The following is a 23,857-nucleotide window of genomic DNA, read 5'->3' as shown; positions in this document are numbered from 1 at the left end:
CCATGGGCAAACTCGGCGACCAGCAGGTGACGGACGACGATGTCCGCGAGGCCAACCGCGCGAACTGGGACGAGCGGGCCACGCTCCACGAGGCCGGCTCCTACGAGGTGTCTCGCTACGCCGAAGACCCCGAACAGATCTCCAGCGTGGTGACCGACGACCGCGCACCCCTGGCGCGGGCCCTCGGCCGTGACCCGCTGGCCGCCAGGCCGCTCGAGGGCCTCGACCTGCTGCACCTCCAGTGCCACATCGGCACGGACACCCTGTCACTGGCTCGGCTGGGCGCTCGCGTCACGGGCGCGGACTTCTCACCGGCCAGCCTCGAGGCGGCACGTCGGCTCTTCGCCGCCTCCGGCGCTCCGGGCACCTTCATCGAGACCGACGTGCAGCACGCCGGCGACAACGTGCCGGGCAGCTTCGACGTCATCTACACCTCCATCGGCACCGTGACGTGGTTCCGCGACCTCGACGCCTGGGCGGCCGGCATAGCCAAGCTCCTGCGGCCCGGCGGCACGTTCTACATCCGCGACGGGCACCCCGTCATGTTCTCCCTGGACGACGAACGCACCGACGGCGAACTCGTCGTCCGGTACCGCGGCATGGCCGACGGCACCTCCGAGGTGTGGGACGACGAGGACACCTATGGCAGCGACGACAAGCTCACCAACGTGCGCACCTATGACTGGCCGCATTCCCTCTCGGAGATCGTCAGCGCCCTCATCGGGGCCGGGCTGACCATCACGGGGATGGACGAGGGACGGACCCTCCCGTGGGACGCCTTGCCGCAGATGACGCTGACCGCGGACGGTGGCTCGTACGAGCTGCCCGAACACCAGCGGTTCCTGGTGCCGTTGACGTACACCATCACGGCGCGCAGGTAGCCCGGGGGTCAGGGCGCGAGCTTGCGCCCCTGCAGCACCGCTGACAGGAACACCACGAAGATGCCTGCCACCGGGACGATCAGGAGGCCCATCCGCAGTGAGACGTTGTCCGCCACCGCGCCCACGATGGGCGGCGACACCAGGAAGCCCACGCGAAGCAGCCACGAGACGATCGTGAGCCCCGTGCCGGCCCGCAGTCCCGGCAGATTGTCTCCGGCGTGCATGGCGGCGGGCACGAAGGTGGCGCAGCCGAAGCCGGCCGCGGCGAAGCCCAGCACCGTGCCGGGCACGCTCGGCCAGGCGAGGGCGAGGCCCATGCCCACGGCGATCAGCACGCCGCCGAAGCGGGCGACGGCGCGCTCACCCCAGTGGTCGACCATGCGATCGCCCAGGATCCGGCCCACGAACTGGGCGCCCACCAGCGACACGAAACCGAAGGCGGCGAGAGCGGCCGGGGCGCCCAGCGTCTGGAGGTACAGGGTGGCCCACGAGTTGCCGAGGTCTTCGACGACGCTGCCGGAGATCGAGATCAGCGACAGAGCGGCCAGCAGCGCGATGATGCGGGGGCTGATGCCGCGTCGGACCTTGTCGGCGACCTCATGGGGGTTGGCGACGGCGCGCTCGTCGCCGTCGTGACCGGGCAGAGCGTTGCGCTGCGCCACGACAGCGACGACGGTGAAGAGCACCGCTGAGATGCTCAGGTGCACCCCGAGCGGGAGCTGCAGCGCGATCGCGGCTGCGGCCATCAGCCCGCCCGCCACGGCACCCATGGACCAGAAGGCGTGGAACGAGTTGATGATCGACGAGCCGTAGCGCCGCTGCACGCGCAGCCCGTGCGCGTTCTGGGCCACGTCGATGATGGCGTCAGCTGCGCCGACGGCGAACAGCGCCCCGGCGAACAGCGCCAGCGACGGCGACACCCCGGCGGCCAGCACGAAGAGGCTCGCGAGCATGGTGCCGTAGGTCGCCACGCGGGCGGAGGTGAACCGTCGGATGAACCAGGCAGCCGTCAGGCCGGCCACGATGGCTCCCACCGGCATGGCGGCCACCGCGAAGCCGTAGACAGTGTTGCCCAGGCCCAGCGCCGCCTTGATCTCGGGGTAGCGGGGCAGCACGTTGGCCACGATCGCGCCGTTGGTGAAGAACATGGCGTTGACCGCGAAGCGTGCTTTGCGGTCCACCAAGGGGATCGTCCGGACGGTTGTCATGCGCCCGATGGTAGCGAGCACTCGGGGTGCGCGGTTGCTCAGGCGTCCGTCCCGACGGCGGCCAGCTGCTACGCCTGACCGTCCTTGAGGATGCCCAGGTAGGCGCACACCTCGAAGCCTGTCGTGAGCAATTGGATAGGGTCACGGTCTGTTTGATGCCTTCTGTCGGCGTGTCGCGTCTGTGACCCCATCCAATTGCTCACGCACTGGGACGGCGACCACCTACCCGAGACTGAGAAGTGCGCGCCGCTCCGCGAGGATCTGGGGCAGCAGCGTGCCCACCCGGCCGATCGTCTTGTCGGTGAAGTGCACAGGCAGCCACCCGATGCTCGCCAGGTCGGCGTCCCGGTCCCGGTCCCCATGGAAGGACTCCGCGCTCGAGTGGTAGGCAAATCCGTCGAACTCGACGGCGACCTTCTCTCTTCGGAAGGCTGCGTCGAGGTAGTACGTGACCCCCTGGATGCTTATGCGGTAGTTGGCGACCCAGCCGGTGATGTCGTGTCCACGCAGGATCCCGTGTCCTTCCTTCTCGAGGAAGGACCAGGGTTGCTGCTCGCAGGCTTTGAGGATGTCGCGGCGGCGCTTGTTGCCGCGCCTCTTGGGTGTCAGTCGGAGTGCCCGCTGAAGTGTTCCGATGGTCACCTTCTTCCGACGCAGCGCCTCGTAGACGACAGCGTCGTCGAGGTCCGGGATGAGATCCAACACGGTCAGTTCTGGCACGGTGATGGCGGCTCCAGCCAGGCGCGTGGTGAGTTGCACGGGGATCACCCGTTGTTCCACGGCCATCCCGTACCCGGGTGAGATCGGTCGCGGGCATGCCAACTCCCACGTCTCCGGAAGTGCCAGGTCCTCCCACCAGGTCAGTGCTGCAGCCGCGTGCCTCGTGACTACAAGGTCCGTGCCGTAGGCGCCGACCGCCCTGAGCCTGCCTTCCGGCGACGACGCCACGTGGGGTAGGGCGTACACCCCTGGCAAGACCCGCTCGAGTCGCTGCCGGAAGGCATGGGCGTTCAGGGAGCGCGCTCGCTCAGGCGCGAGTCGGGCGCTCATCACGCCGTCGGGGAGGAACTCTGTCAGACCGCTCATGACTCGATGCTCACCGCCGCGAGGGGCTAACGGAAGGGCGATTCTGCAGCTTGTGGATAACTCCGTGAGCAATTGGATAGGGTCGCGGGCCGTTTGGTGCCTTCTGTCGGCGTGTCGCCGCCATGACCCCATCCAATTGCTCACGGCGGGACCCAAGCTCAGGCAGAGTCCGCGCCGGGGTTCCGCGAGGGGGTGTGCCGGGCACATCGGTCTTGGCACTCGGCTTGATTGAGTGCTAAAGCCGCGATAGTTTGGGGACTGGCACTCGACACCCTCGGGTGCTAACTGCCTAGGCGGCACCGCGACGACGCCCGGGTCCAACAGAAGAAGACATCTCAGCCGGTTTCGGCCGGAAGACACAAAGGAAGGTGTTTGACGTGGCAACCACGATCAAGCCTCTCGAGGACCGCATTCTGATCCAGCCCCTCGAGGCCACCCAGCAGACCCAGTCGGGCCTCTTCATCCCCGACACCGCCAAGGAAAAGCCCCAGGAGGGCAAGGTCATCGCCACCGGCCCCGGCCGCATCGATGACAAGGGCAACCGCATCCCCCTCGATGTCGCTGAGGGCGACGTCGTCATCTTCTCGAAGTACGGCGGCACCGAGGTCAAGTACGACGGCAACGAATACCTCCTGCTCAACGCGCGGGACATCCTCGCCGTCGTCTCCAAGTAAGGGCTGATTTCACCCATGGCAAAGATTCTCGCTTTCAACGAGGAAGCCCGCCGCGCTCTCGAGCGCGGTGTTGACGCACTCGCCAACACCGTCAAGGTGACGCTCGGCCCCAAGGGCCGCTACGTCGTCCTCGACCAGAAGTGGGGCGCCCCGACCATCACCAACGACGGCGTCACCGTCGCCAAGGAGGTCGAGCTCGACGATCCTTACGAGGATCTCGGCGCCCAGCTGGCCAAGGAGGTCGCCACCAAGACCAACGACGTCGCAGGTGACGGCACCACCACCGCCACCGTGCTCGCCCAGGCCATGGTCCACGCCGGCCTGCGCGCCGTGACCGCCGGCATCAACCCGGTCGGCCTCAAGCGCGGCATCGACAAGGCCGTTGAGGCCGTCGTCGAGCGCCTGCGTGAGAACGCCCGCGTGGTCGACACCACCGCCGACATGGCGTCGGTCGCCACTATCTCCTCGCGTGACGAGCAGATCGGCGAGCTCATCGCCGAGGCGTTCGACAAGGTCGGCAAGGACGGCGTCATCACCGTCGACGAGTCGCAGACCTTCGGCACCGAGCTCGAGTTCACCGAGGGCATGCAGTTCGACAAGGGCTACCTGTCGCCGTACATGGTCACCGACACGGACCGCATGGAAGCCGTGCTGGATGATCCGTACATCCTGATCAACAGCGGCAAGATCTCGTCGATGAACGAGCTGCTCCCGCTGCTGGAGAAGGTCATCGCCGCCAAGGGCACGCTCTTCATCGTGGCTGAGGACGTCGACGGCGAAGCGCTCTCGACCCTCGTGGTCAACAAGATCCGCGGCACCTTCACCTCCGTGGCCGTCAAGGCCCCGGCCTTCGGTGACCGCCGCAAGGCCATGCTCGAAGACATCGCCATCCTCACGGGTGGTCAGGTCGTCGCGCCCGAGGTCGGCCTCAAGCTCGACCAGGTTGGCCTCGAGGTGCTCGGCCGCGCCCGCCGCGTCGTCGTCACCAAGGACGCCACCACCATCGTCGATGGCGCTGGCGAGTCCTCCGAGGTCGACGGGCGCGTGGCCCAGCTGCGCGCCGAGATCGAGCGCACGGATTCCGACTGGGACCGCGAGAAGCTGCAGGAGCGGGTCGCCAAGCTCGCCGGTGGCGTGTGCGTGATCCAGGTCGGCGCCGCCACCGAGGTGGAGCTCAAGGAGAAGAAGCACCGCATTGAGGACGCCGTCTCGGCTACCCGTGCGGCCATCGAGGAGGGCATCGTCGCCGGTGGCGGCTCCGCCCTCATCCATGCCGGCGCGGTGCTCGCTGACGGCCTCGGCCTCGAAGGCGATGAGCTCGCCGGCGTGAACGTCGTGGCCAAGTCGCTCGCCGAGCCGCTGCGCTGGATCGCGGAGAACGGTGGCGAAGCCGGCTACGTCATCACCTCCAAGGTTGCCGAGATGGAGGTCGGTCACGGCTACAACGCCAAGATCGGCGAGTACCAGGATCTCGTTGCCAACGGCGTGATCGACCCGGTCAAGGTCACGCGCTCCGCGCTGGCCAACGCCGCGTCCATCGCGTCGCTGCTGCTCACCACGGAAACCCTCGTCGTCGACAAGCGCGAAGACGAAGACGCCTGATCTGACACCAGTCGCTGCAAGGCCCTGTCCGGTTCGCCCGGGCGGGGCCTTCTGCGTTCCCCGGGCGTCGAGCTGGCCAGCTGCCGGCGCCGGCGCTAGCCTGGTCCCCGACCTGGGAGGGCGGCGAAGTGGGCAAGCGGATCACTGTGGTTGGCGCGGTTTCGGTGCGGGACGGACGCATTCTGGCGGCCCGCCGGAGCGACTCCATGTCACTGCCCGGGCTCTGGGAGTTCCCCGGTGGGAAGATCGAGCCCGGCGAGACGCCGCAGGAGACGCTGCGCCGCGAGATCGACGAGGAGCTGGGCTGCACCGTCGAGGTGGGCGACTTCCTCACCCGCACCGAATACCACTACACGTTCGGGCTCGTGGACCTGAGCACCTACTGGTGCCGGATCGTCGACGGTGAACCTGCGCCGACTGAGCACTCCGAGCTGCGCTGGGTGGAGGCCCATGAGCTGACGGAGCTGGAGTGGGCACCGGCTGACGTCCCGGCCGTCGAACTGATCTTCGCGGCCCGCGGGCAATGGAGCTGACAGCGGGCTTTGGCCGCGACCTGACGTTCGGTTTCGTCGACCGCACGCAGACCTCACCCCGCCTCCACCAGCCCCGGCTGATCGTGAACGAAGGCCGAGACACCATGCTGCGGACGATCCGCCACGAGCTGCGCCGCGCCGAGAGCTTCGTGTTCTCCGTCGCTTTCGTCACGCCGGGCGCGATCGCCGCGCTGAGACAGGCGCTGCTCGACTTCCCGGGCGCGGGCACCATCGTCACCTCGACGTACCTGGGCTTCAACTCGCCGGCCGCCTTCGACGAACTGCTCAACCTGCCGCGCATCGAAGTGTTGCTGCTGGACGGCGCCTCGGAGGGATTCCACGCGAAGGGCTATGTGTTCCGTCAGGAGCACAGCTCGACGGCCATCGTGGGCAGCTCGAACCTCACCGAGTCAGCCCTGCTGCGCAACCACGAGTGGAACCTGCGCTTCTCAGCGTTGGCGGACGGTGACATCGTGCACCAGCTCGAAGCCGCCGTCGACAGGCAGCGTGCCCGGGCGGTGCCCCTCACCCGCGCCTGGGTGGAGGCCTACCGCAAGTCCTGGCGACCGCCGGCCGCTCACAGCGCCCCGCACCAGAGCCCGGAGGCGGGGGCCGGCGCGGCCGGCATGGTCGTCGCCAACTCCATGCAGGTGGAGGCGTTGGCCGAGATCGACCTGGTGCGGGCCCGGGGGGAGAAGCGCGGCCTCGTCGTGTCCGCCACCGGCACCGGCAAGACCATCCTCGCGGCCCTCGACGTGCGAACGGCTCAACCGCAACGCATGCTGTTCGTGGTGCACCGGGAACAGATCCTGGACAAGGCCATCGCTGAGTTCCGTCGGGTCCTCGGAGCCACCGCCAGCGACATCGGCAAGTTGGCGGCTGGCCGGCGCGAGGTGGATCGCCGCTACGTGTTCGCCACCGTCCAGTCGCTGTCCAACGCCCTGGGCGACATCGCCCCGGACGCGTTCGACTACGTCCTCATCGACGAGGTGCACCGGGCCGGCGCCCACAGTTACCGCCGCATCATCGAGCATCTCAGCCCGGCGTTCCTCCTTGGCATGACGGCCACCCCGGAGCGCACCGACGGTTTCAACATCTTCGAGCTGTTCCACTACAACGTGGCTTACGAGATCCGGCTGCAGAAGGCGCTGGAGGCCGACATGCTGGCCCCCTTCCACTACTACGGGGTCACCGACTACGTCACCGGTGACGGTGAGGTCATCGACGACACGACGAGCCTCGCCCGCCTCGTCGACCGCGAACGCGTCGACCACGTGCTCGCCGCGGTGGAGCGCTACGGGCAGGCGGGGATCCTGGTACGCGGCCTCATCTTCTGCTCCCGCAACGAGGAGGCCAGACAGCTGTCCCAGGTCCTCAACGGGCGCACCCTGCGAGGCCACAGACTGCGCACGATGTCCCTGTCCGGCACGGATTCGGTCCGGGCCCGAGAGGACGCGGTCGCACGGTTGGAACGGGGCGAGCTCGACTACCTCCTCACCGTCGACATCTTCAACGAGGGCATCGACATCCCTGCCATCAATCAGGTGGTGATGCTGCGCCAGACCCAGTCGGCCATCGTGTTCACCCAGCAACTGGGCCGTGGCCTGCGCAAGGCCGCCGGCAAGGACTACCTCGTCGTCATCGATTTCATCGGCAACTACGCCAACAACTACCTGGTACCGGTGGCGTTGTTCGGCGACTCCAGCCTGTCGAAGGATTCGGTGCGGCAGAATCTCATCGAGGCCGAGGAGGCCGGCTCGATCGCCGGGCTGTCCAGCGTCAACTTCGACGCCATCGCCCGCGACCATGTCTTCAAGGCCATCGCCCAGGTCAAGCTTGATTCGATGGTGGCGCTGAAGAAGGCCTACACAGAGATGCGCAACAGGGTCGGGGGAGAGCCGAAGCTCCTGGACTTCGCGCGGTTCGACACTGCGGATCCGGTGGTGCTGGGCACAAAGGAGAAGAACTACTGGCGGCTGTCGGCCAAGTTCGCCAACGTGCAGGGCCCCACGCCCCGCCAGACAAGACTGCTCAATCTGCTCACGGTCGAGCTGCTCAATGGGAAGCGGCCGCACGAACTTGTGGTGCTCCGGGCGCTGCTGGAGGAGGGCCGGCTCACCGGGGCCGACATCGTCGAGCGCTTGCGCGCACGAGACTGCACCAGCACGCCCGAGGTGGTGCGCAGCGCTGTCAGCATGTTGACTCTCGGGTTCTTCCCGGCGAAGACGAAGCCCAGCTACCATCCGCTCGCGGTCGAGAGCGACGGCGGACTGGAACTGAGCCCCGAATTCCGCGACGAATGGGCCAACACCGATTTCCGGGCGCAGGCCACCGACGTCATCGACACCGGCCTCTTCCTCGCCCGTCACCGGCACGGCTGGGCGCAGACGCTGCGCCCGGGCGGGCGCTACTCGCGCAAGGACGCCTGTCGGCTGCTCAACTTCCGCGGCGACGAGACGGCCACGCTCTACGGCTACAAGGTGGACGAGTTCTCCCGCACCTGCCCCATCTTCGTGACCTACCACAAGGGCGACGAGGTGGAGTCCTCAGTGGCCTACGGCGACGAGTTCCTCGACGAATCCACGATGCGGTGGTTCACCCGCAGCAGGCTGCATCTGGGCAGCCGGGAGGTGCGCCGCATCGTCGAGCACAGCGTGGAACTGCACCTGTTCGTCAAGCGTGACGACGCCGAGGGTCGCGACTTCCTGTATCTCGGCACCGTGAGCCCGCACAATGCGCGGCAGGAGACGATGCCCACGGACGACAGGTTGTCCGTCGTCACGATGCACCTGCGTCTCGACGAGCCGGTGGAACGGGGCCTCTACGACTACCTCACGGCCGGCCCTGCCCCCGCCCAGGCGACGCTGGCAGATCTGGGGTGGCGGGAGGCAGCGCTCGAGCTGCCGCTATTCGCTCATCCTCAAACCGCGCAACGGAAACGGTAGTGCCATAATCGGGCGATGACCACCGCGCGCGACGACAATCTCGGCCAGACGCAACGCTCCCTGGCCGAGCGTGCGCGCGACGTCATCCGCGACCGCATCACCACCGGCGCCTACCAGCCCGGGTACCGGATCAAGGAGCGCGACCTCTCCGAGGAGCTGGGCATTTCGCGCATCCCGGTGCGCGAGGCGCTGGCCGGGCTGTTGACGGAGGGCTTCATCACCCTGCAGCCCCGCCGTGGCGCGGTGGTCACCGAACTGGTCCCAGAAGACCTGCGGGAGATCTTCGAGCTGCGCGAGGCCCTCGAGGTGCAGGAGGTCGAGCTCGCACTCAAGCACGGCAGCGAAGCGGAACGCGCCCGGCTGCTGCGCGTCGTCGAGAAGGAACAGTCCGCCCTGAAATCTGGAAACCGTGACCTGGTGCGCCGGTACAACGCAGAATTCCACGAGGTGCTGGTCCAGATGACGCACAACTCGCTCCTGGCCACGATGCTCGAGCCGCTGCGCAACCGGCTGAACTGGTTGTTCAAGCAGAACGACGACCCGGCCGCGATCTGCGGTGAGCACTTCGAGATCGCCCAGGCCATCGTGTCGGGGGACAGGGAGAAGGCGCGGGCGCTCGCCGAAGTGCACGTGGGGACCTCACTGCGGCTCGCCCACACGCTCCTCTTCGGCGACACGGAAGCCTGACGCGAGGAGAACCCGCCCGGGAGACCGAACAGGCTGAACCTCACCCGGGCGTAGATCAGGACAGGCTGGACCGGGCAGGCGTCTCCCTTTCTACGCGGGATTCATCATTTCCGGAGCCGTCCGCCGCTCGGCCACCGGTTAGCCCAGCCTCAGGCGGCGGCGTAGACTGAGGCCTCGACTGGCCGCGACCGAAGGGTGACCAAGTGTCCGAGGAACTGACTGGATCGGGGGTGCCCGCGCCGTTCGGCGTGCTGGGGCTCACCTATGACGATGTGCTCCTTCAGCCCAACCAATCAGACATCATCCCCTCGCAGGTGGACACCGGCACCCAGCTGACCCGTCGCATCAGGCTCAACGTTCCGCTCGCTTCCGCCGCGATGGACACCGTCACCGAATCCCGCCTGGCCATCGCCATGGCGCGCGAGGGTGGCATCGGCATCCTGCACCGCAACCTCAGCATCGAGGACCAGGCGCACATGGTTGACCAGGTGAAGCGCTCGGAGGCCGGGATGGTCTCTGAACCCATCACCGTCGGTCCCGACGCCACGCTCGGGGAGGTCGACGACCTCTGCGCGCAGTTCCGCATCTCCGGCACGCCCGTGGTGGATTCCGACGGCACGCTCCTGGGCATCATCACCAACCGCGACATGCGCTTCGAGGACGACGCCTCCCGCAAGGTGGGCGAGGTCATGACGAAGATGCCGCTGGTCACCGCCCACGTCGGTGTGACCAACGACGAGGCCATCGGTCTCATGGCCAAGCACAAGATCGAGAAGCTGCCCATTGTCGACGGCCAGGGCAAGCTCAAGGGGCTCATCACCCTGAAGGACTTCGTGAAGGCCGACAAGTACCCCCACGCCGCCAAGGACGACTCGGGCCGCCTGCGCGTCGGCGCCGCCGTCGGCTTCTTCGGCGATTCCTGGGACCGCGCCATGGCGCTGGTGGAGAAGGGCGTCGACGCCATCGTCGTCGACACCGCGCACGGCCACAGCCGCGGCGTCGTGGACATGATCCGGCGCCTCAAGGCAGAACCCCTCGCGGCTGACGTTGACATCATCGGCGGCAACGTCGCCACCTATGCCGGCGCCAAGGCCCTGGTCGAGGCCGGCGCAGACGCGGTGAAGGTGGGGGTCGGCCCCGGCTCCATCTGCACCACCCGCGTGGTGGCTGGCGTGGGCGTGCCCCAGGTCACCGCCATCTACGACGCGGCCCGTGCCGCCAGGCCGGCCGGCGTCCCGGTCATCGGCGACGGCGGCCTCCAGTACTCCGGCGACATCGCCAAGGCCATCGTGGCCGGCGCCTCCAGCGTCATGCTCGGTTCGCTCCTGGCCGGCTGCGCCGAGAGCCCCGGCGAGCTGGTGTTCATCAACGGCAAGCAGTACAAGAGCTACCGCGGCATGGGCTCGTTGGGCGCCATGGCCGCGCGCGGGCGCAAGGCCTCCTATTCGAAGGACCGCTACTTCCAGGGCGACGTCACCGCCGATGACAAGCTCATTCCCGAAGGCATCGAGGGACAGGTCGCCTACCGCGGCCCGCTGGCCGCCGTGGCCTACCAGTTGGTGGGTGGCCTGAGGCAGTCCATGTTCTACTCGGGCGCGGGCACCATCGCCGAGCTCCAGGACCGGGGGCGTTTCGTGCGGATCACGGCTGCGGGCCTGCGCGAATCGCACCCCCATGACATCCAGATGACCGCCGAAGCGCCGAACTACTCGTCGCGCTAGGAAGAGAACAGGTATAAACAACCACATGTACGAGCTTGAGCGTTCCAAGCGCGCCTCCCGCGCCTACAGCTTCGACGACGTCGCCATCGCGCCCACGCGTCGCACCCGCAGCGACGAGGAGGTGGACCTCTCCTGGAAGATCGACGCCGTCAGCTTCGACGTGCCCATCGTGGCCGCCCCCATGGACTCGGTGATGTCGCCGGCAGCGGCCATCCGCATGGGGCAGCTCGGCGGCCTGGGCGTGCTGAACCTGGAAGGCCTCTGGGCCCGCTACGAAGATCCCCAGGCCCAGTACGAACTGATCACCCAGCAGTCGGACCAGGTCACCGCCACCAAGCGGCTACAGGAGATCTACGCCGAGCCGGTGAAGGCGGAACTCATCCGCGACCGCCTGGCTGAGATCCGCGGGGCCGGGGTCCCGGTGGCCGGGTCGCTGTCGCCCGCCCGCACGCAGGAGTTCGCGCCCATCATCGAGAAGGCCGGCATGGACTTCTTCGTCATCCGCGGCACCACCGTCTCGGCGGAACACGTCGGCGGCGAGGACACCCTCAACCTCAAGGACTTCATCTACCGCTTCGACACCCCGGTGCTCGTCGGTGGGGTGGCCACCTACCGTGCGGGTCTGCACCTCATGCGCTCCGGGGCGGCCGGCGTCCTCGTCGGCTTCGGCGGCGGCGCCACGCACACCACCGCGTCGGTGCTGGGCATCCAGGTGCCCATGGCCTCTGCGGTGGCAGACGTGGCGGAGGCCCGTCGTGACTACCTCGAGGAGTCGGGCGGCCGCTACGTGCACATCATCGCCGACGGCGCCGTCGGGCGTTCCGGTGACATCGCCAAGGCCATCGCCTGTGGTGCCGACGCCGTGATGGTCGGCTCACCGCTGGCCCGCGCCACCGAGGCCCCCGGCCGCGGCTGGCACTGGGGTTCCGAGGCGTGGCACGCCTCGTTGCCGCGTGGCGAGCGCTCCTTCTTCGAGCAGGTCGGCACCCTCGAAGAGGTCGTGCTCGGCCCGTCGCGGGTTCCGGACGGCACGATGAACCTGGCCGGCGGTCTCCGCAAGGCCATGGCGCTGACCGGTTACACCGACCTCAAGTCGTTCCAGCGCATCGAACTCATCCTGCTCTGACGATGGGGATCCCCATGGACGAAGCCCTCCACGAGCTGAAGCGCCTGCGCGGCAGCATCGACAACATGGACTCCGCCCTCATCCACCTGCTGGCTGAGCGCTTCAAGGTGACCCAGCGGGTGGGGGAGCTCAAGGCGAAGGCGGGGCTGCCGCCGGCAGACCCGGGCCGCGAGGCCCAGCAGATCGCCCGGCTCCGTGCGCTCGCGGAGAGCGCGGAGCTGGATCCTGAGCTGGCGGAGAAGTTCCTGACGTTCATCGTCAGCGAGGTGGTGCGCCACCACGAGCGGATCGCCGCGGAGCAGGCAGACTGACGCCCTGAGCCGGCCACCTCGGGGGAGATTGCCGGCTCAGTCGTGGGCGTTGATCATGAACTCCGCCGCCCGCACCAGGTAGTCGCGCAGGGCGGCGTCGTCCTCCGGGGCGAGATCCAGCGTGTCGCAGGCGTTCATCATGTGGTGCACCCAGCGGTCGCGCTGCAGCGGGGTGACGGCGAATTCCAGGTGCCGCATCCGCAGCCTCGGGTGGCCGCGCTGCTCCTGGTAGGTCTTCGGGCCGCCCCAGTACTGCTCGAGGAACATCCTCAGCCGGTCCTCCGCCGGCCCCAGGTCCGCTTCGGGGTAGAGCTCCCGCAGCGGGGCGTCATCGGCGACACCTTTGTAGAACTCATGCACGAGTTGATGGAAAGTCCCGTAGCCGCCCACGCGGTCGTAGAAGCTCTTGTCTGTCACGGACCCATTGTGTCAGGAGCCGGCGACGCACCCTTTACAGCAACCTGAACGTGGTGTCAGGATTGGCGGCAGCGGCCCACCCCCACCGACGAGGAGCCCGCCATGAACGAATTGACCCCGCAGCGGATCCAGACCAACCGCCTCACCCACAACGTGTGGACTGCCGGTCCGGAGGACGGCACGCCGCTGCTGCTGGTGCACGGCAACCTCAGCAGCGGCGGCTTCTGGCGGTACGTCGTCGAGCACCTCGGCGCCGACGTGCGGGTCATCGCGCCGGACCTCCGCGGCTTCGGTGACACCGACCCCCTCCCCATCGACGCCCGGCACGGGCTGGGCGACATGGTCGACGACCTCCATGACCTCCTCTCGTACCTGGGTCTCGCGGGGCAGCGCAGGGTCAACGCCGTCGGGTGGTCCATGGGCGCCGGGGTCCTCCAGCAACTGATGCTCGAATACCGCGACGACCTGGCGTCGGTCACCCTCATCGCACCGCTGTCGCCGTACGGCTACGGCGGCACGAAGGGAACCGACGGCCAACCGGCGACGGCCGATCACGCCGGTGCGGGTGCTGGCGGGGCCAACCCCGCGTTCGTCGCGCGGCTCGCGGCCCACGACACCAGCGAGGGCGACCCGCAGACCAGCCCCCGCGTGATCATGCGCACGTACTTCGGCGGAGGTGCCAACCACGCCAACCTGGACGAGGATTTCCTCACGCAGGAACTGGTCAAGATCCGCACGGGAGACGACTTCTACCCGGGCAACGCGGTGACCTCCGAGAACTGGCCCGGCTCGGCGACGGGGGATCGCGGCGTACTCAACACCATGAGCCCCAGGTGGTACAACACCGCGGGCATCGTAGACCTCGAACGCAAGCCGCCGGTCCTGTGGATCCACGCCTCGGAGGACAAGGTGGTGGCCAACGGTTCGTTGTTCGACCTGGCCACGCTCGGCCAGCTCGGCGCCATCCCCGGCTGGCCCGGCGAGGACGTGCTGCCTCCCCAGCCGATGGTCGATCAGACCCGGGCGGTGCTTGAGCGGTACCGCGCGAACGGGGGAGAGGTCAGGGAGGTCTTCCTGGAGGGCGAGGACCACGGCATCCCGCTGGCCGTCCCGGGCCTCGTCGCTGAGGAGGTCACGCGCATCCTGGTCCAGTGATTCCGCGAGGAACATGCTTGTACAGCTGTATAGGTAGTTATACGCTTGTATCGTGATGGATGACCGGACGACGAGCGCCAAGCTGCGCGACGCGTGTATCGAGATCGTCGCGGAATCGGGGGTGAAGGCCGCGACGGCGCGCGCCGTCGCCGACCTGGCCGGGGTGTCGCTGGGCCTCATCCGCCATCACTTCGGATCCATGGGGCAGCTCCTGCACGCCTGTGACCAACACGTCGCGGATCTCGTGCGCAACGGCAAAGAGGACGCCATCGCCCAGGGCGCCGGGTTCGACGCGCTGGCAGCGCTCCGGGGCACCGGCTCCGAGCACGTCATGGGCTACCTCGCCATGCGCCTCACCGACGATTCCGAGGGCATCAACCACCTCGTCGACGCGATGATCGACGACGCCGAGGACTACCTCGCGGCAGGCGTTCAGGCCGGGCTGCTCACGCCCACCGACGATGAGCGGTCCCGGGCCGTCCTGCTGACGATGTTCGGGTTGGGCTCGCTCAGCCTGCACAACCACCTGAGCAGGCACTTCGGCATCGACCTGCGCAGCGCAGACCCATCCACCCAGCCCGGCTTCGCGCGCTACCTCCGCGTCCACCTGGAGGTCTTCGGCGGCCTCCTGCAACCCGCGGTCCGTGAGCAGTACCTCGCGGCCATCGATCAACTGTCCGAGGAGGACGCATGATCCCCATCCAAACGCGGCAGCTCACCAAGCACTACGGGTCCTTCCCCGCGCTGGTGGACCTCGATCTCGACGTGCGGCAAGGCGAGGTCTTCGGCTTCCTCGGCCCGAACGGAGCCGGGAAGTCCACCACCATCCGCGTGCTGATGGGCGAGCTCAACGCGACCTCGGGCTCGGCCACGGTGCTGGGTGCCGCACCGCGCGAGGTGGCCCACCGCAACCGGCTGGGTTATCTCCCGGCGGACCTGGCGCTGTGGCCGGCGATGACAGGACGGGACACCCTGAAGTTCTTCGCCAATCTCCGCGGGGGAGTCGACTGGCGCTACGTCGACCAACTCGTGGAGCGCCTCAAGGCGACCCTCGACAAGCGCGTCGGTGAACTCTCCAGCGGCAACCGGCAGAAGATCGGCCTGATCGCCACGTTCATGCACAAGCCCGAACTGCTCCTGCTCGACGAACCCAACGCAGGCCTCGACCCCCTCGTGCAGCACGAGTTCTGGGCCATGATGCGCGAGGTCGCCGACGACGGCCGAAGCGTCTTCCTGTCGTCGCACACCCTGTCAGAGGTGGAGCGCGTGGCGGACCGGGTGGGCATCATCCGTCAAGGTCGCCTCGTCGCCGTGGAGGAGGTCGCTGCGCTCCGCGCCATGCAGATGCGCCGTATCGAGCTGGATTTCGACGGCGAACTCGAGGAGGGTTTCCTCCGCCGGATCGACGGCGTGCGCGACGTGGAACTGAGGCCGGGGCGCGCGGTCGTCGACTTCAACGGTGACATGTCCGCGCTGCTCGGGGCCGTCACCGGCCTCACCACCCTGCGCGACCTCCGCACCAACGATGCCGACCTCGAGGAGATCTTCCTGGCCTACTACAAGGACGCGAAGTGAGCACCGCGGTCCTCCGCAAGGGCCTGGCCGACGGGTGGCGGGGCCTGACGACCGCCGCCGCAGTCGTCGCCGCGATGCTGGTGTTCGGGCTGATCGTCTACCAGGACATCGACCTGAGCATCTACGAGGCGCTCCCGGAAGCCGTCCGCAGCGTGATGGGTGTCCCCGTGGAGGCGGACGCGTCCGTGCTCGCCTACAACGAGATGCTCGGGGCCATCGGCGCGATGGCACTGGCAGGCGTAGGCATCGCGATCGGGGCCCAGGCCGTGGCCGGCGAAGAGGGCAACCGGACGCTGCCCCTGGTGCTGGCCGCGCCCGTGTCGCGCACGGCCTACGCCTTGAGCAGGGCGGTGGCCATGGTGCTGCTCCTCGTGGCCGCGACGGTCGTGATCTGGGCGGGCGGCGCGCTGGCGCCGCTGGCCCTCGGCATCGACATCGGCCAATCCGATCTCGGTGCCCTCATGACCCACCTCGGGGCCAACACCGTGTTCCACGCCGCCGTCGCGTTCGCCGTCGGCGCGCTCACCGGCCGCAAGTCTCTGGCGGCCGCGGTAGCTGCCGGCGTCATGGTGCTGGGGTGGCTCGGCGCCGGGCTGCTGCCGCTGTGGCGTGAGGGCTCGGCGGAGTGGGTGCCGTGGACCTGGTTCAACGGCTCGAAGCCGCTGGTCAACGGCGTCGACGGCGGGCACCTCGCCCTACTGCTCGGTGGGACCGTGTTTCTGGTCGCGGTGGGGGTCGTCGGGTTCGCACGGCGCGAGATCCGCCTGCATGAGGGTGGCGTCTCGCTGAAGGAGCGGCTCCACGCGCTCCCGGTCGTCGGGAAACTGGTGCGCCCCACCGGTCGGGGCCAGTCCCTCCTGGGGCTGCGCTTCGCCTCCCAGCGCACGCTGCTGATCACGGTGACGTTCATCATGGGCGCGCTGATGGGCCTCGTGATGGGCCCGTTGTACTCGTCGATGGAGGCGGACCTCAACCAGTTCGCCGCGAGTTTCCCCGAGGCGATGGTGGCGATGTTCGGCGGTGGCAACATGTCCACCCCCGCCGGGTTCCTCCACATCGAAACGATGGGCATGATGGCCCCCATCGCCGTGATCCTGCTGGCCACCGCAGCCGCGTCGGCCGGCATCGCGGGGGAGGAGCACGCCGGGCGGCTCGCGGGACTGCTCGCCACCCCCGTCTCGCGCTCCCGCGTCTACTGGACCACCGCTGCGGTCATGGCCGGCTACGTGCTGGTGGTCAGCGTCGGGCTGTTCCTCGGACTGTGGGCGGGCAACGCGCTGGGCGGGCTCGAGGTGGAACTCGCCAACGTCGCGACCGCCTGCTTCCTGATGGCCTGCCTCGGCTGGGCCTTCGGCGGCTTCGCGCTGCTGTTGTCCGCCGCCAGCGGCCGGCCCGGCCTCGTCGTCTGGGGCACCACGGGCGTGGCCATCGCGACGTACTTCGGCTACACGCTCCTCATGGCGGCGGGCAGGGAGGAGTGGGGATGGTGGTCGCCGTTCCGGGCCTACCTGTACGGCGCCCCGATCGAGGTGGGCATGGCGTGGTGGCAGCCGACGTGGCTCCTGGTCGCCGCCGTCGCTTTGGTCCTGGCAGGGCTTCCCCTGTTCGCGCGCCGCGACCTCCGCTGAGCCATGCTGACCGACGAGATCCGCGCCGCGCTGCGTGCCCAGGCCGATCCGGCACGCGCCGCCGGCCAGCAGCGGTACATGAAATCGGCGCTGCCGTACTACGGCCTGACGTCACCTGCATTGAGGGCGGCCCTGAAGCCGGTCCTGTCCCGGTCCCGGCTGGCGTCGGCCGACGGGTGGCGCGCCGCCGTCGTCGACCTCTGGGACCACGCCACCCACCGCGAGGAGTGGTACGCCGCCCTCGCAGTCCTGCGCCACGGTCGCTACCGGGCCTTCGCCCTCGAGCCCTCACCGGAGAACATCGCCTTGCTCCGCCACCTCATCGTGACCGGGGCGTGGTGGGACGTCGTCGACGAGCTCTCTGCCCGCACCGTGGGGGAACTCCTCCGCGCCCAGCCCGCCCTCATGACACCGCTCCTGCGCGGCTGGGCGGAGGAGGAGGACCTCTGGCTGCGGCGCACCACGATCATCTGCCAGCGGTTGTTCCGGGAGGCCACCGATCGTGAGCTGCTGACGCACGCGATCGAGCACAGCATCAGCGACGGCGACTTCTTCGCGCGCAAGGCCATCGGCTGGGCGCTGCGCGAGTACTCCAAAACCGACGGCCCATGGGTGCGCACCTACATCGCGGCCAATGCGGACAGGCTCTCTCCGCTCTCGGTGCGGGAGGGCCTCAAGTGGCTGGGCCGCCCGTCGTCGGCAGGTTGAGCCCTCCGGCCGGGCGTGCGTTGCCGCACCGGTATCGTCGAGGGGTGGACATGGTGGAGATCTCCCTCGACAGCCCCGTTTCAGCGCTGGGCCGCCTCCTCCTCGTCGAGACGGAGGCCGGCCGGAGCATCATCCGCAGGACCTCCCAGGGCGGCACCCACACGCTCACCGCGTACCTACCGGACGGCCGCAAGACGGACTTCGAGGGCGTGCGCGGGGAGCGCACCCTGAGGCAGGCCGTGGCCACCGTGTCGGCCGCCCGCCCGCTCCGGGCCTTCCAGGTGGAGGGCGGCGAGGTCACGGCCAAACTGCGGCCGGCGCAGACCTTCCTGTCCTACCTGCCGTGGGTGGTGGGGATCGCGCTGGCCGGCCTGGGCGGCGTCGGCGACGCCTTCGGCCTCCTCCGCTTCGTGTTCCTCGCGCTCGGCATCACCATCATCATCGTGGCCCAGGACGCCTTCAAGAAGGGCCGCCGGTACCGGGACTGGGCCGTGGAGACCGGCGACGGCGACGTCAGGGCCATCGACTTCCCCCTGCCGGCGCTGCCTGAGGAGATCGAGGTCGACGACGTCAAGGAGGAGTACGGCCGGCTGCTCAGTGACATCGTCTACCGCATCGAGTGCCCCGCCCTCTTCGACCCGCACGAGCCCACGTCGAAGGAGTTCACCCTCGCACTGCTGCAATGGGACAACAACGACGGCGTGGCCGGCGATGACGAGCGGCGCGAGCTCGCCCGCCGCGTGCGGGCAACCTTCGCCGCCGCACGGGCGAACGCCGAGCGGATCGGGATGGCGCACCTGCCGCAGGCGGCCCAGTTCCGAGCGACCACGGCGCTCAAGGCCGCCAGGCTCGCCGTCGATGAAGCGGCACCCGCGCCGGAGCGGGAGACCGCGCTCCGCCGCGCCGTCGAGATCCTGGACGAGTTGGCGCTCTACTACCTGCCGACAGGGTCAGAGGCGCGCCGGGCGATCACGGGCAGCACGCCGCCGCAACTCCCCGGAAGGCGGGCCTCCTGATGTACGCCACCTGGCAACAGGTCCCGCCCGACACCACGTGGGCCGGCTTCGCGCCCGGCGCGGTGCTGCTCTACAACGACGACGAGGCCGTCGTCGTCGACGCGCGGCGGGGACAGAAAGAGAAGATCAAGCTGCGCATCCAGCGGCCCAACGGCGAGCGGTTCGAGCGTGACGTGAAGCCCGGCGAGTCCCTGGGCGCCCAGGCGACCTCCCTCCTGGAGGGCCCCGGTGCCCGGGCGATGGTGCTGCCTGCCGTGATCTGGCACGAGGACCAGCTGTTCTCGCCGCGCAACATCGCCGCCCTGCTGGCCAGCGCCCTCGTGACCACCGTGTTCATGGTCCTGACCAGCCTGAACTCGAACCCGATGTCGTTTCTGTACCTGTCGTTCATGATCGCCGGCGCGGCCGCCATGGGCGTGCGGCGGCTCTGGAAGGGCGGCCGGCTCACCTTCCTTGCGCCGGACCGTCTGGGCCTGACGACGGGGACGATTCACGCCTATGCGCTGACGCGCGAGGCGGGCAAGTTGTGGGTTCCGCCGACGCCCGGCTCGGACCGGCGCGGCCTCGCCTACCAACGCGTCGACGCGATCCGCGACGCCTACCTGGGCCTGCGCGGCGACATCGCATACCGCATCGAGTCGCCGGCGCTCTTCGACCCGAAGGTGCCGGCCACGGCCGAGTTTGAGGCGGCGTTGGTGGCGTTCGACGACGTCACGGATCTCACCTCCACCGACGAACTGGACGAACGCGCCACCGAGGTGGAACTGACGTTCAACGTGGCGCAGGCCAACGCCGAACGTCTGGGACTCAGCCATTTCCCGGAACACGCCCGCGCGGATGCGCGCCGCGCGGGCAAGGCTGCCAGGCTCGCCGCCGGAGCCACCACGGAGGGGGAACGCCAGGCATCGCTCGCGCAGGTCAAGCGCATCCTCGACTCGCTGGCGCTGTACTACCTCCCCGCCGTCGACGAGAAGCTGGCCATCGAGAAGTAGCCGCCGATGGCTCAGGCCACGACGTCGCGCCAAGAGTGCCGCGGACGCCACCCCAGCTTCTCGGCGGCGGCCCGGTTGCTGAGCAACGTGCCGAACTCCGCCACCTCGTCCGGCACCGTCAGGTCCGGGTGGATCGCCTTGAGGGCGTCGCGCGTGGGCATGTCGAGGATGATGTCGTCGGCGGCTATCACGAAGGAGTGCGCGCCCGTGAGGTCCGCGGTGAGCGCGTCCTCACAGGACTGGGCGACGTCGCGGGCGTCGATGTAGCCGAACAGGTTCCAGCGGCGCGCCTCAGGATCCTTCGCGAACGACGGCTGCATGGCGTAGTCGTCCACCGTGAAGATGTTCGACAACCGCAGCGCGATCACCGGGATGCCCGCCCACCGGGCCACCTCGGCGGCCATCGTCTCCGTCATCACCTTGCTGAGCGAGTACGTCGAGTTCGGCAGCGGGTAGTGGTCCTCGTCGACGGGGACATAGCGCACCTCGTCGAACGGCAGCCCCAGGGTGGTTTCGCTGGAGGCCCACACGATGCGCTTCAGCCGCAGCTTCCAGGCCGCCATGAACACGTTGGTGTTCATCAGCAGGTTCTGGTTGAGCGTGTGGGTGTCGGTGTGGATGTTGTCTGCCGGGATGTTGGCCAGGTGGATGACCGCGTCGGCGTCGACGAGGAGGTCCATGGCCTCACCCACCTGCGTCAGGTCCGCCTTGAAGAAGCGGCCGTCGTACCAGGAGGGGCGCGGTGCGAGATCCGTGGCCACGACGTCGTGGTCGGTGTTGTCGGTGAAGTGGCGCTGGGGGGCCGGCCCGGCCTGGCCGCTGGCGCCCGTGATGACGATTCTCATGCCTTCAGACTAGGGCGGCCGCTGCCTGTCGGCAGCGGCCGCCCTAGTCTCAAGCGGAAAGATGGTCGATCAGTTGTCGATCAGGCCCTCGAACAGGACGGTGGAGAGGTAGCGCTCGCCGAACGACGGGACGATCACCACGATGGTCTTGCCGGCATTCTCCGGGCGGGCCGCAACCTCGGCTGCTGCCGACAGTGCGGCGCCGGAGGACAGGCCGACCAGGAGGCCCTCCTCGCGTGCGGCCCGGCGGGCGAAGTCGACGGCCTGGTCGATGTTGCGGGGCAGGACCTCGTCGATGACGGAACGGTCCAGGATCTCGGGGATGAAGTTGGCGCCGATGCCCTGGATCTTGTGCGGGCCGGGCTGGCCGCCGGAGAGGATCGCCGATTCCTGCGGTTCCACGGCGACGATCTGGACGCTGGGCTTGCGCTCCTTCAGGACCTGGCCGACACCGGAGATGGTGCCGCCGGTGCCGATTCCCGCCACGACGATGTCCACGGCGCCGTCGGTGTCGTTCCAGATCTCCTCCGCGGTGGTGTTGCGGTGGATCTCCACGTTGGCGGGGTTGGCGAACTGGCGGGCGAGGATGCCGCCGCGCTCAGCCGCGATCTCCTCGGCGCGCTCGACGGCGCCGCGCATGCCAGCGGGGCCGGGGGTCAGCACGAGCTCGGCACCGTAGGCGCGCAGCAGTGCGCGGCGCTCCAGCGACATGGTCTCGGGCATGGTCAGGACCACCTTGTAGCCGCGGGCGGCGCCCACCATGGCCAGAGCGATACCGGTGTTGCCCGAGGTGCCCTCGACGATGGTGCCGCCGGGCTGCAGTTCGCCGGAGGCCTCAGCTGCGTCGACGATGGCCACGCCGATGCGGTCCTTGACGGAGTTGGCGGGGTTGTAGAACTCGAGCTTCGCGGCGACGATGGCGTTGTCGCCGGCGACCCGGTTCAGCTTTACGAGGGGGGTGCGACCGACGAGGGCCGTGACGTCAGAGTAAATGCTCATGCCACCGCCAACCGCGGCGACGGGGGGAATATTCCCCCGCGACGGAATTCGGCTCCACGAATCTTCCAGGGCCCGGCCGACGTGCTTCGGTCCCGACGAGCTGGCGACGTGTCCAGGGTCGGTGAGCGAGGCTCTCCCCGTTAGGGCGGAGCCGCCCCGCGACATTAGACTCCTCACCATGACTGCCCACGAGAAGGTGCTGGTCGTCGACTTCGGCGCCCAGTACGCCCAACTGATCGCGCGCCGTGTGCGCGAGGCCAATGTGTACTCGGAGATCGTCAGCCACAGGCTGAGCGTCGAGGAGATGATGGCCCAGAAGCCCGCCGCGATCATCCTCTCCGGTGGACCGTCGTCGGTGTACGCCGACGACGCGCCCTCTGTGGATCCCGCCATCTTCAGCGCGGGGGTCCCGGTCCTGGGCATCTGCTACGGCTTCCAGGCGATGGCGCAGGCCCTCGGCGGCACGGTCGCGAAGACCGGCCAGCGCGAGTACGGCCGCACGTCCCTGTCGATCGCCGAGGGCGGCTGCCTGCTCGGCTCGCTGCCCAACACCCTCAACGTCTGGATGTCGCACGGCGACTCCGTCAGCAAGGCCCCCAAGGGCTTCAAGGTCCTCGCCCGTACCGCCGGTGCTCCGGTGGCGGCGTTCGAGGACAGGGAGCGCGGGCTCGCCGGTGTGCAGTGGCACCCCGAGGTCAACCACACGCAATGGGGCCAGCAGGTCATCGAACACTTCCTGTTCAACATCGCCAAGCTGACTGCCGACTGGACGCCGGAGAACATGGTCACGGAGTCCATCAACGCGGTCCGTAGCCAGGTGGGTGACAAGCATGTCCTCTGCGCGCTGTCCGGCGGCGTCGACTCCGCCGTCGCCGCCGCGCTCGTGCAGCAGGCCATCGGCTCACAGCTCACGTGCGTGTTCGTCGACCACGGCCTCCTCCGGGAGGGCGAGGTCGAGCAGGTCCGCACGGACTTCGTGGCGGCCACCGGCGTGGACCTCGTCTTCGCCGACGAGCGTGAGCGCTTCCTCACCGCCCTGGCAGGCGTCAGCGATCCGGAGGAGAAGCGCAAGATCATCGGCCGCGAGTTCATCCGCACCTTCGAGGAGAAGGCGCGAGAGATCGCGGGCGACCGTGGCATCGACTTCCTCGTCCAGGGCACGCTGTACCCGGACGTCGTCGAGTCCGGCGGCGGCGAGGGCGCGGCCAACATCAAGAGCCACCACAACGTCGGCGGCCTGCCGGACGACCTGCAGTTCACGCTGATCGAGCCGCTGCGCCAGATGTTCAAGGACGAGGTGCGCGCCGTGGGCGAGCAGCTCGGCCTGCCTGAGGCCATGGTGTGGCGCCACCCGTTCCCCGGCCCCGGCCTGGCCATCCGCATCGTCGGCGAGATCACCGAGGACCGCCTCGCGATCCTCCGCCAGGCTGACGCCATCGCGCGCGAGGAACTGGCCAACGCCAAGCTGGAGCGCGAGATCTGGCAGTTCCCCGTCGTGCTGCTGGCGGATGTCCGCTCGGTGGGCGTGCAGGGCGACAGCCGCACCTACGGCCACCCCATCGTGCTGCGCCCCGTCGTGTCCGACGACGCGATGACGGCCGACTGGGCCCGTCTGCCCTACGAACTGCTGGAGAAGATCTCCAGCCGCATCACCAACGAATGCCCCGAGGTCAACCGCGTGGCGCTCGACATCACGAGCAAGCCGCCGGGCACCATCGAGTGGGAGTGACGAAAACCCCCAAGCTGCG

The 23,857-nt window shown here is 68.7% G+C and carries 22 protein-coding genes; 17 read left to right on the top strand and 5 right to left on the bottom strand.

Annotated elements, in window-relative coordinates:
* Positions 1 to 2: 2 nt before the first annotated feature.
* Entirely contained in the window at positions 3 to 881 is an 879-nt protein-coding gene (locus H5393_RS06580) for a bifunctional 2-polyprenyl-6-hydroxyphenol methylase/3-demethylubiquinol 3-O-methyltransferase UbiG (RefSeq protein WP_182761903.1), read from the top strand.
* Between the two features lie 8 nt (positions 882 to 889).
* Here H5393_RS06580 and H5393_RS06575 read toward each other — a convergent pair whose 3' ends face one another.
* Entirely contained in the window at positions 890 to 2,089 is a 1,200-nt protein-coding gene (locus H5393_RS06575; protein WP_182765982.1) for an MFS transporter, read from the bottom strand.
* A gap of 222 nt (positions 2,090 to 2,311) precedes the next feature.
* Positions 2,312 to 3,175 carry a hypothetical protein gene (locus tag H5393_RS06570; protein ID WP_182765981.1) on the bottom strand — a complete coding sequence of 288 codons (864 nt, stop codon included), beginning with the start codon at positions 3,173 to 3,175 and terminating at the stop codon, positions 2,312 to 2,314.
* Positions 3,176 to 3,552: 377 nt separating this feature from the next.
* Between H5393_RS06570 and groES the strand changes: the two genes are divergently transcribed.
* The 8 genes from groES (at position 3,553) to H5393_RS06530 (ending at position 12,774) form a co-directional block, all read left to right on the top strand.
* Positions 3,553 to 3,849: a co-chaperone GroES gene (gene groES, locus H5393_RS06565; RefSeq protein WP_076059623.1), complete on the top strand. Its 297-nt coding sequence runs from the start codon at positions 3,553 to 3,555 to the stop codon at positions 3,847 to 3,849.
* Positions 3,850 to 3,864: 15 nt separating this feature from the next.
* Positions 3,865 to 5,451, top strand: coding sequence for a chaperonin GroEL (gene groL, locus H5393_RS06560; RefSeq protein WP_182765980.1), 1,587 nt, complete (start codon positions 3,865 to 3,867; stop codon positions 5,449 to 5,451).
* A gap of 128 nt (positions 5,452 to 5,579) precedes the next feature.
* Complete coding sequence (locus H5393_RS06555) at positions 5,580 to 5,984, top strand: (deoxy)nucleoside triphosphate pyrophosphohydrolase (protein WP_182765979.1); 405 nt, start codon at positions 5,580 to 5,582, stop codon at positions 5,982 to 5,984.
* A complete protein-coding gene (locus H5393_RS06550; protein ID WP_182765978.1) occupies positions 5,975 to 8,929 on the top strand; it encodes a DUF3427 domain-containing protein in 2,955 nt (984 codons plus the stop codon). Before H5393_RS06555 ends, H5393_RS06550 begins: the two co-directional genes overlap by 10 nt.
* A gap of 15 nt (positions 8,930 to 8,944) precedes the next feature.
* Complete coding sequence (locus tag H5393_RS06545; protein WP_182765977.1) at positions 8,945 to 9,616, top strand: GntR family transcriptional regulator; 672 nt, start codon at positions 8,945 to 8,947, stop codon at positions 9,614 to 9,616.
* A 215-nt stretch (positions 9,617 to 9,831) separates the two neighbouring features.
* The gene (gene guaB / locus H5393_RS06540; RefSeq protein WP_220488297.1) at positions 9,832 to 11,337 is read left to right on the top strand and encodes an IMP dehydrogenase; all 1,506 of its coding nucleotides are present in this window, start codon (positions 9,832 to 9,834) and stop codon (positions 11,335 to 11,337) included.
* Positions 11,338 to 11,362: 25 nt separating this feature from the next.
* Positions 11,363 to 12,463: a GuaB3 family IMP dehydrogenase-related protein gene (locus H5393_RS06535; RefSeq protein ID WP_182765975.1), complete on the top strand. Its 1,101-nt coding sequence runs from the start codon at positions 11,363 to 11,365 to the stop codon at positions 12,461 to 12,463.
* A gap of 14 nt (positions 12,464 to 12,477) precedes the next feature.
* A complete protein-coding gene (locus H5393_RS06530; protein ID WP_182765974.1) occupies positions 12,478 to 12,774 on the top strand; it encodes a chorismate mutase in 297 nt (98 codons plus the stop codon).
* 36 nt (positions 12,775 to 12,810) lie between these two features.
* Here the strand turns inward: H5393_RS06530 and H5393_RS06525 are convergent, their stop codons facing one another.
* Positions 12,811 to 13,191 (bottom strand): globin, encoded by a 381-nt coding sequence (locus tag H5393_RS06525; RefSeq protein ID WP_182765973.1) that lies wholly within the window; start codon positions 13,189 to 13,191, stop codon positions 12,811 to 12,813.
* A gap of 102 nt (positions 13,192 to 13,293) precedes the next feature.
* Between H5393_RS06525 and H5393_RS06520 the strand changes: the two genes are divergently transcribed.
* Genes H5393_RS06520 through H5393_RS06490 form a run of 7 tightly spaced genes read left to right on the top strand, consistent with a single transcriptional unit; the run spans position 13,294 to position 20,265 of the window.
* Complete coding sequence (locus H5393_RS06520) at positions 13,294 to 14,346, top strand: alpha/beta fold hydrolase (RefSeq protein WP_182765972.1); 1,053 nt, start codon at positions 13,294 to 13,296, stop codon at positions 14,344 to 14,346.
* Positions 14,347 to 14,401: 55 nt separating this feature from the next.
* Positions 14,402 to 15,040 carry a TetR family transcriptional regulator gene (locus H5393_RS06515; protein ID WP_255436388.1) on the top strand — a complete coding sequence of 213 codons (639 nt, stop codon included), beginning with the start codon at positions 14,402 to 14,404 and terminating at the stop codon, positions 15,038 to 15,040.
* Entirely contained in the window at positions 15,037 to 15,921 is an 885-nt protein-coding gene (locus H5393_RS06510; RefSeq protein ID WP_182765970.1) for an ABC transporter ATP-binding protein, read from the top strand. The genes H5393_RS06515 and H5393_RS06510 overlap by 4 nt, the downstream gene beginning before the upstream one ends.
* A complete protein-coding gene (locus H5393_RS06505) occupies positions 15,918 to 17,549 on the top strand; it encodes an ABC transporter permease subunit (protein WP_182765969.1) in 1,632 nt (543 codons plus the stop codon). Before H5393_RS06510 ends, H5393_RS06505 begins: the two co-directional genes overlap by 4 nt.
* Before the next feature lie 3 nt (positions 17,550 to 17,552).
* Positions 17,553 to 18,257 carry a DNA alkylation repair protein gene (locus H5393_RS06500; protein ID WP_182765968.1) on the top strand — a complete coding sequence of 235 codons (705 nt, stop codon included), beginning with the start codon at positions 17,553 to 17,555 and terminating at the stop codon, positions 18,255 to 18,257.
* A 50-nt stretch (positions 18,258 to 18,307) separates the two neighbouring features.
* The gene (locus H5393_RS06495) at positions 18,308 to 19,273 is read left to right on the top strand and encodes a hypothetical protein (RefSeq protein ID WP_182765967.1); all 966 of its coding nucleotides are present in this window, start codon (positions 18,308 to 18,310) and stop codon (positions 19,271 to 19,273) included.
* Entirely contained in the window at positions 19,273 to 20,265 is a 993-nt protein-coding gene (locus H5393_RS06490; RefSeq protein ID WP_182765966.1) for a hypothetical protein, read from the top strand. Before H5393_RS06495 ends, H5393_RS06490 begins: the two co-directional genes overlap by 1 nt.
* An 11-nt stretch (positions 20,266 to 20,276) precedes the next feature.
* Here H5393_RS06490 and H5393_RS06485 read toward each other — a convergent pair whose 3' ends face one another.
* The gene (locus H5393_RS06485; RefSeq protein WP_220488248.1) at positions 20,277 to 21,110 is read right to left on the bottom strand and encodes an NAD(P)-dependent oxidoreductase; all 834 of its coding nucleotides are present in this window, start codon (positions 21,108 to 21,110) and stop codon (positions 20,277 to 20,279) included.
* A gap of 69 nt (positions 21,111 to 21,179) precedes the next feature.
* Entirely contained in the window at positions 21,180 to 22,109 is a 930-nt protein-coding gene (cysK, locus tag H5393_RS06480; protein ID WP_182764565.1) for a cysteine synthase A, read from the bottom strand.
* Between the two features lie 178 nt (positions 22,110 to 22,287).
* Here cysK and guaA point away from each other — a divergent pair, with 178 nt between their 5' ends.
* Entirely contained in the window at positions 22,288 to 23,838 is a 1,551-nt protein-coding gene (guaA, locus tag H5393_RS06475) for a glutamine-hydrolyzing GMP synthase (protein ID WP_182765965.1), read from the top strand.
* Positions 23,839 to 23,857: the final 19 nt, after the last annotated feature.

This window comes from Tessaracoccus sp. MC1756, from assembly GCF_014164735.1.
In the GTDB taxonomy this organism is placed as follows: domain Bacteria; phylum Actinomycetota; class Actinomycetes; order Propionibacteriales; family Propionibacteriaceae; genus Arachnia.
The sequence above is the reverse complement of the archived record's forward strand: the minus strand, read 5'-3'. Positions and strand labels throughout refer to the sequence as shown.

What these genes read in the sequence shown, in the direction of transcription:
- H5393_RS06580 (WP_182761903.1), top strand. Translation starts at nt 3, where the DNA reads ATGGGCAAACTCGGCGACCAGCAGGTGACGGACGACGATGTCCGCGAG.
- H5393_RS06575 (WP_182765982.1), bottom strand. Translation starts at nt 2,089, where the DNA reads ATGACAACCGTCCGGACGATCCCCTTGGTGGACCGCAAAGCACGCTTC.
- H5393_RS06570 (WP_182765981.1), bottom strand. Translation starts at nt 3,175, where the DNA reads ATGAGCGGTCTGACAGAGTTCCTCCCCGACGGCGTGATGAGCGCCCGA.
- groL (WP_182765980.1), top strand. Translation starts at nt 3,865, where the DNA reads ATGGCAAAGATTCTCGCTTTCAACGAGGAAGCCCGCCGCGCTCTCGAG.
- H5393_RS06550 (WP_182765978.1), top strand. Translation starts at nt 5,975, where the DNA reads ATGGAGCTGACAGCGGGCTTTGGCCGCGACCTGACGTTCGGTTTCGTC.
- H5393_RS06545 (WP_182765977.1), top strand. Translation starts at nt 8,945, where the DNA reads ATGACCACCGCGCGCGACGACAATCTCGGCCAGACGCAACGCTCCCTG.
- H5393_RS06535 (WP_182765975.1), top strand. Translation starts at nt 11,363, where the DNA reads ATGTACGAGCTTGAGCGTTCCAAGCGCGCCTCCCGCGCCTACAGCTTC.
- H5393_RS06530 (WP_182765974.1), top strand. Translation starts at nt 12,478, where the DNA reads ATGGACGAAGCCCTCCACGAGCTGAAGCGCCTGCGCGGCAGCATCGAC.
- H5393_RS06520 (WP_182765972.1), top strand. Translation starts at nt 13,294, where the DNA reads ATGAACGAATTGACCCCGCAGCGGATCCAGACCAACCGCCTCACCCAC.
- H5393_RS06515 (WP_255436388.1), top strand. Translation starts at nt 14,402, where the DNA reads ATGGATGACCGGACGACGAGCGCCAAGCTGCGCGACGCGTGTATCGAG.
- H5393_RS06510 (WP_182765970.1), top strand. Translation starts at nt 15,037, where the DNA reads ATGATCCCCATCCAAACGCGGCAGCTCACCAAGCACTACGGGTCCTTC.
- H5393_RS06500 (WP_182765968.1), top strand. Translation starts at nt 17,553, where the DNA reads ATGCTGACCGACGAGATCCGCGCCGCGCTGCGTGCCCAGGCCGATCCG.
- H5393_RS06495 (WP_182765967.1), top strand. Translation starts at nt 18,308, where the DNA reads ATGGTGGAGATCTCCCTCGACAGCCCCGTTTCAGCGCTGGGCCGCCTC.
- H5393_RS06490 (WP_182765966.1), top strand. Translation starts at nt 19,273, where the DNA reads ATGTACGCCACCTGGCAACAGGTCCCGCCCGACACCACGTGGGCCGGC.
- H5393_RS06485 (WP_220488248.1), bottom strand. Translation starts at nt 21,110, where the DNA reads ATGAGAATCGTCATCACGGGCGCCAGCGGCCAGGCCGGGCCGGCCCCC.
- cysK (WP_182764565.1), bottom strand. Translation starts at nt 22,109, where the DNA reads ATGAGCATTTACTCTGACGTCACGGCCCTCGTCGGTCGCACCCCCCTC.
- guaA (WP_182765965.1), top strand. Translation starts at nt 22,288, where the DNA reads ATGACTGCCCACGAGAAGGTGCTGGTCGTCGACTTCGGCGCCCAGTAC.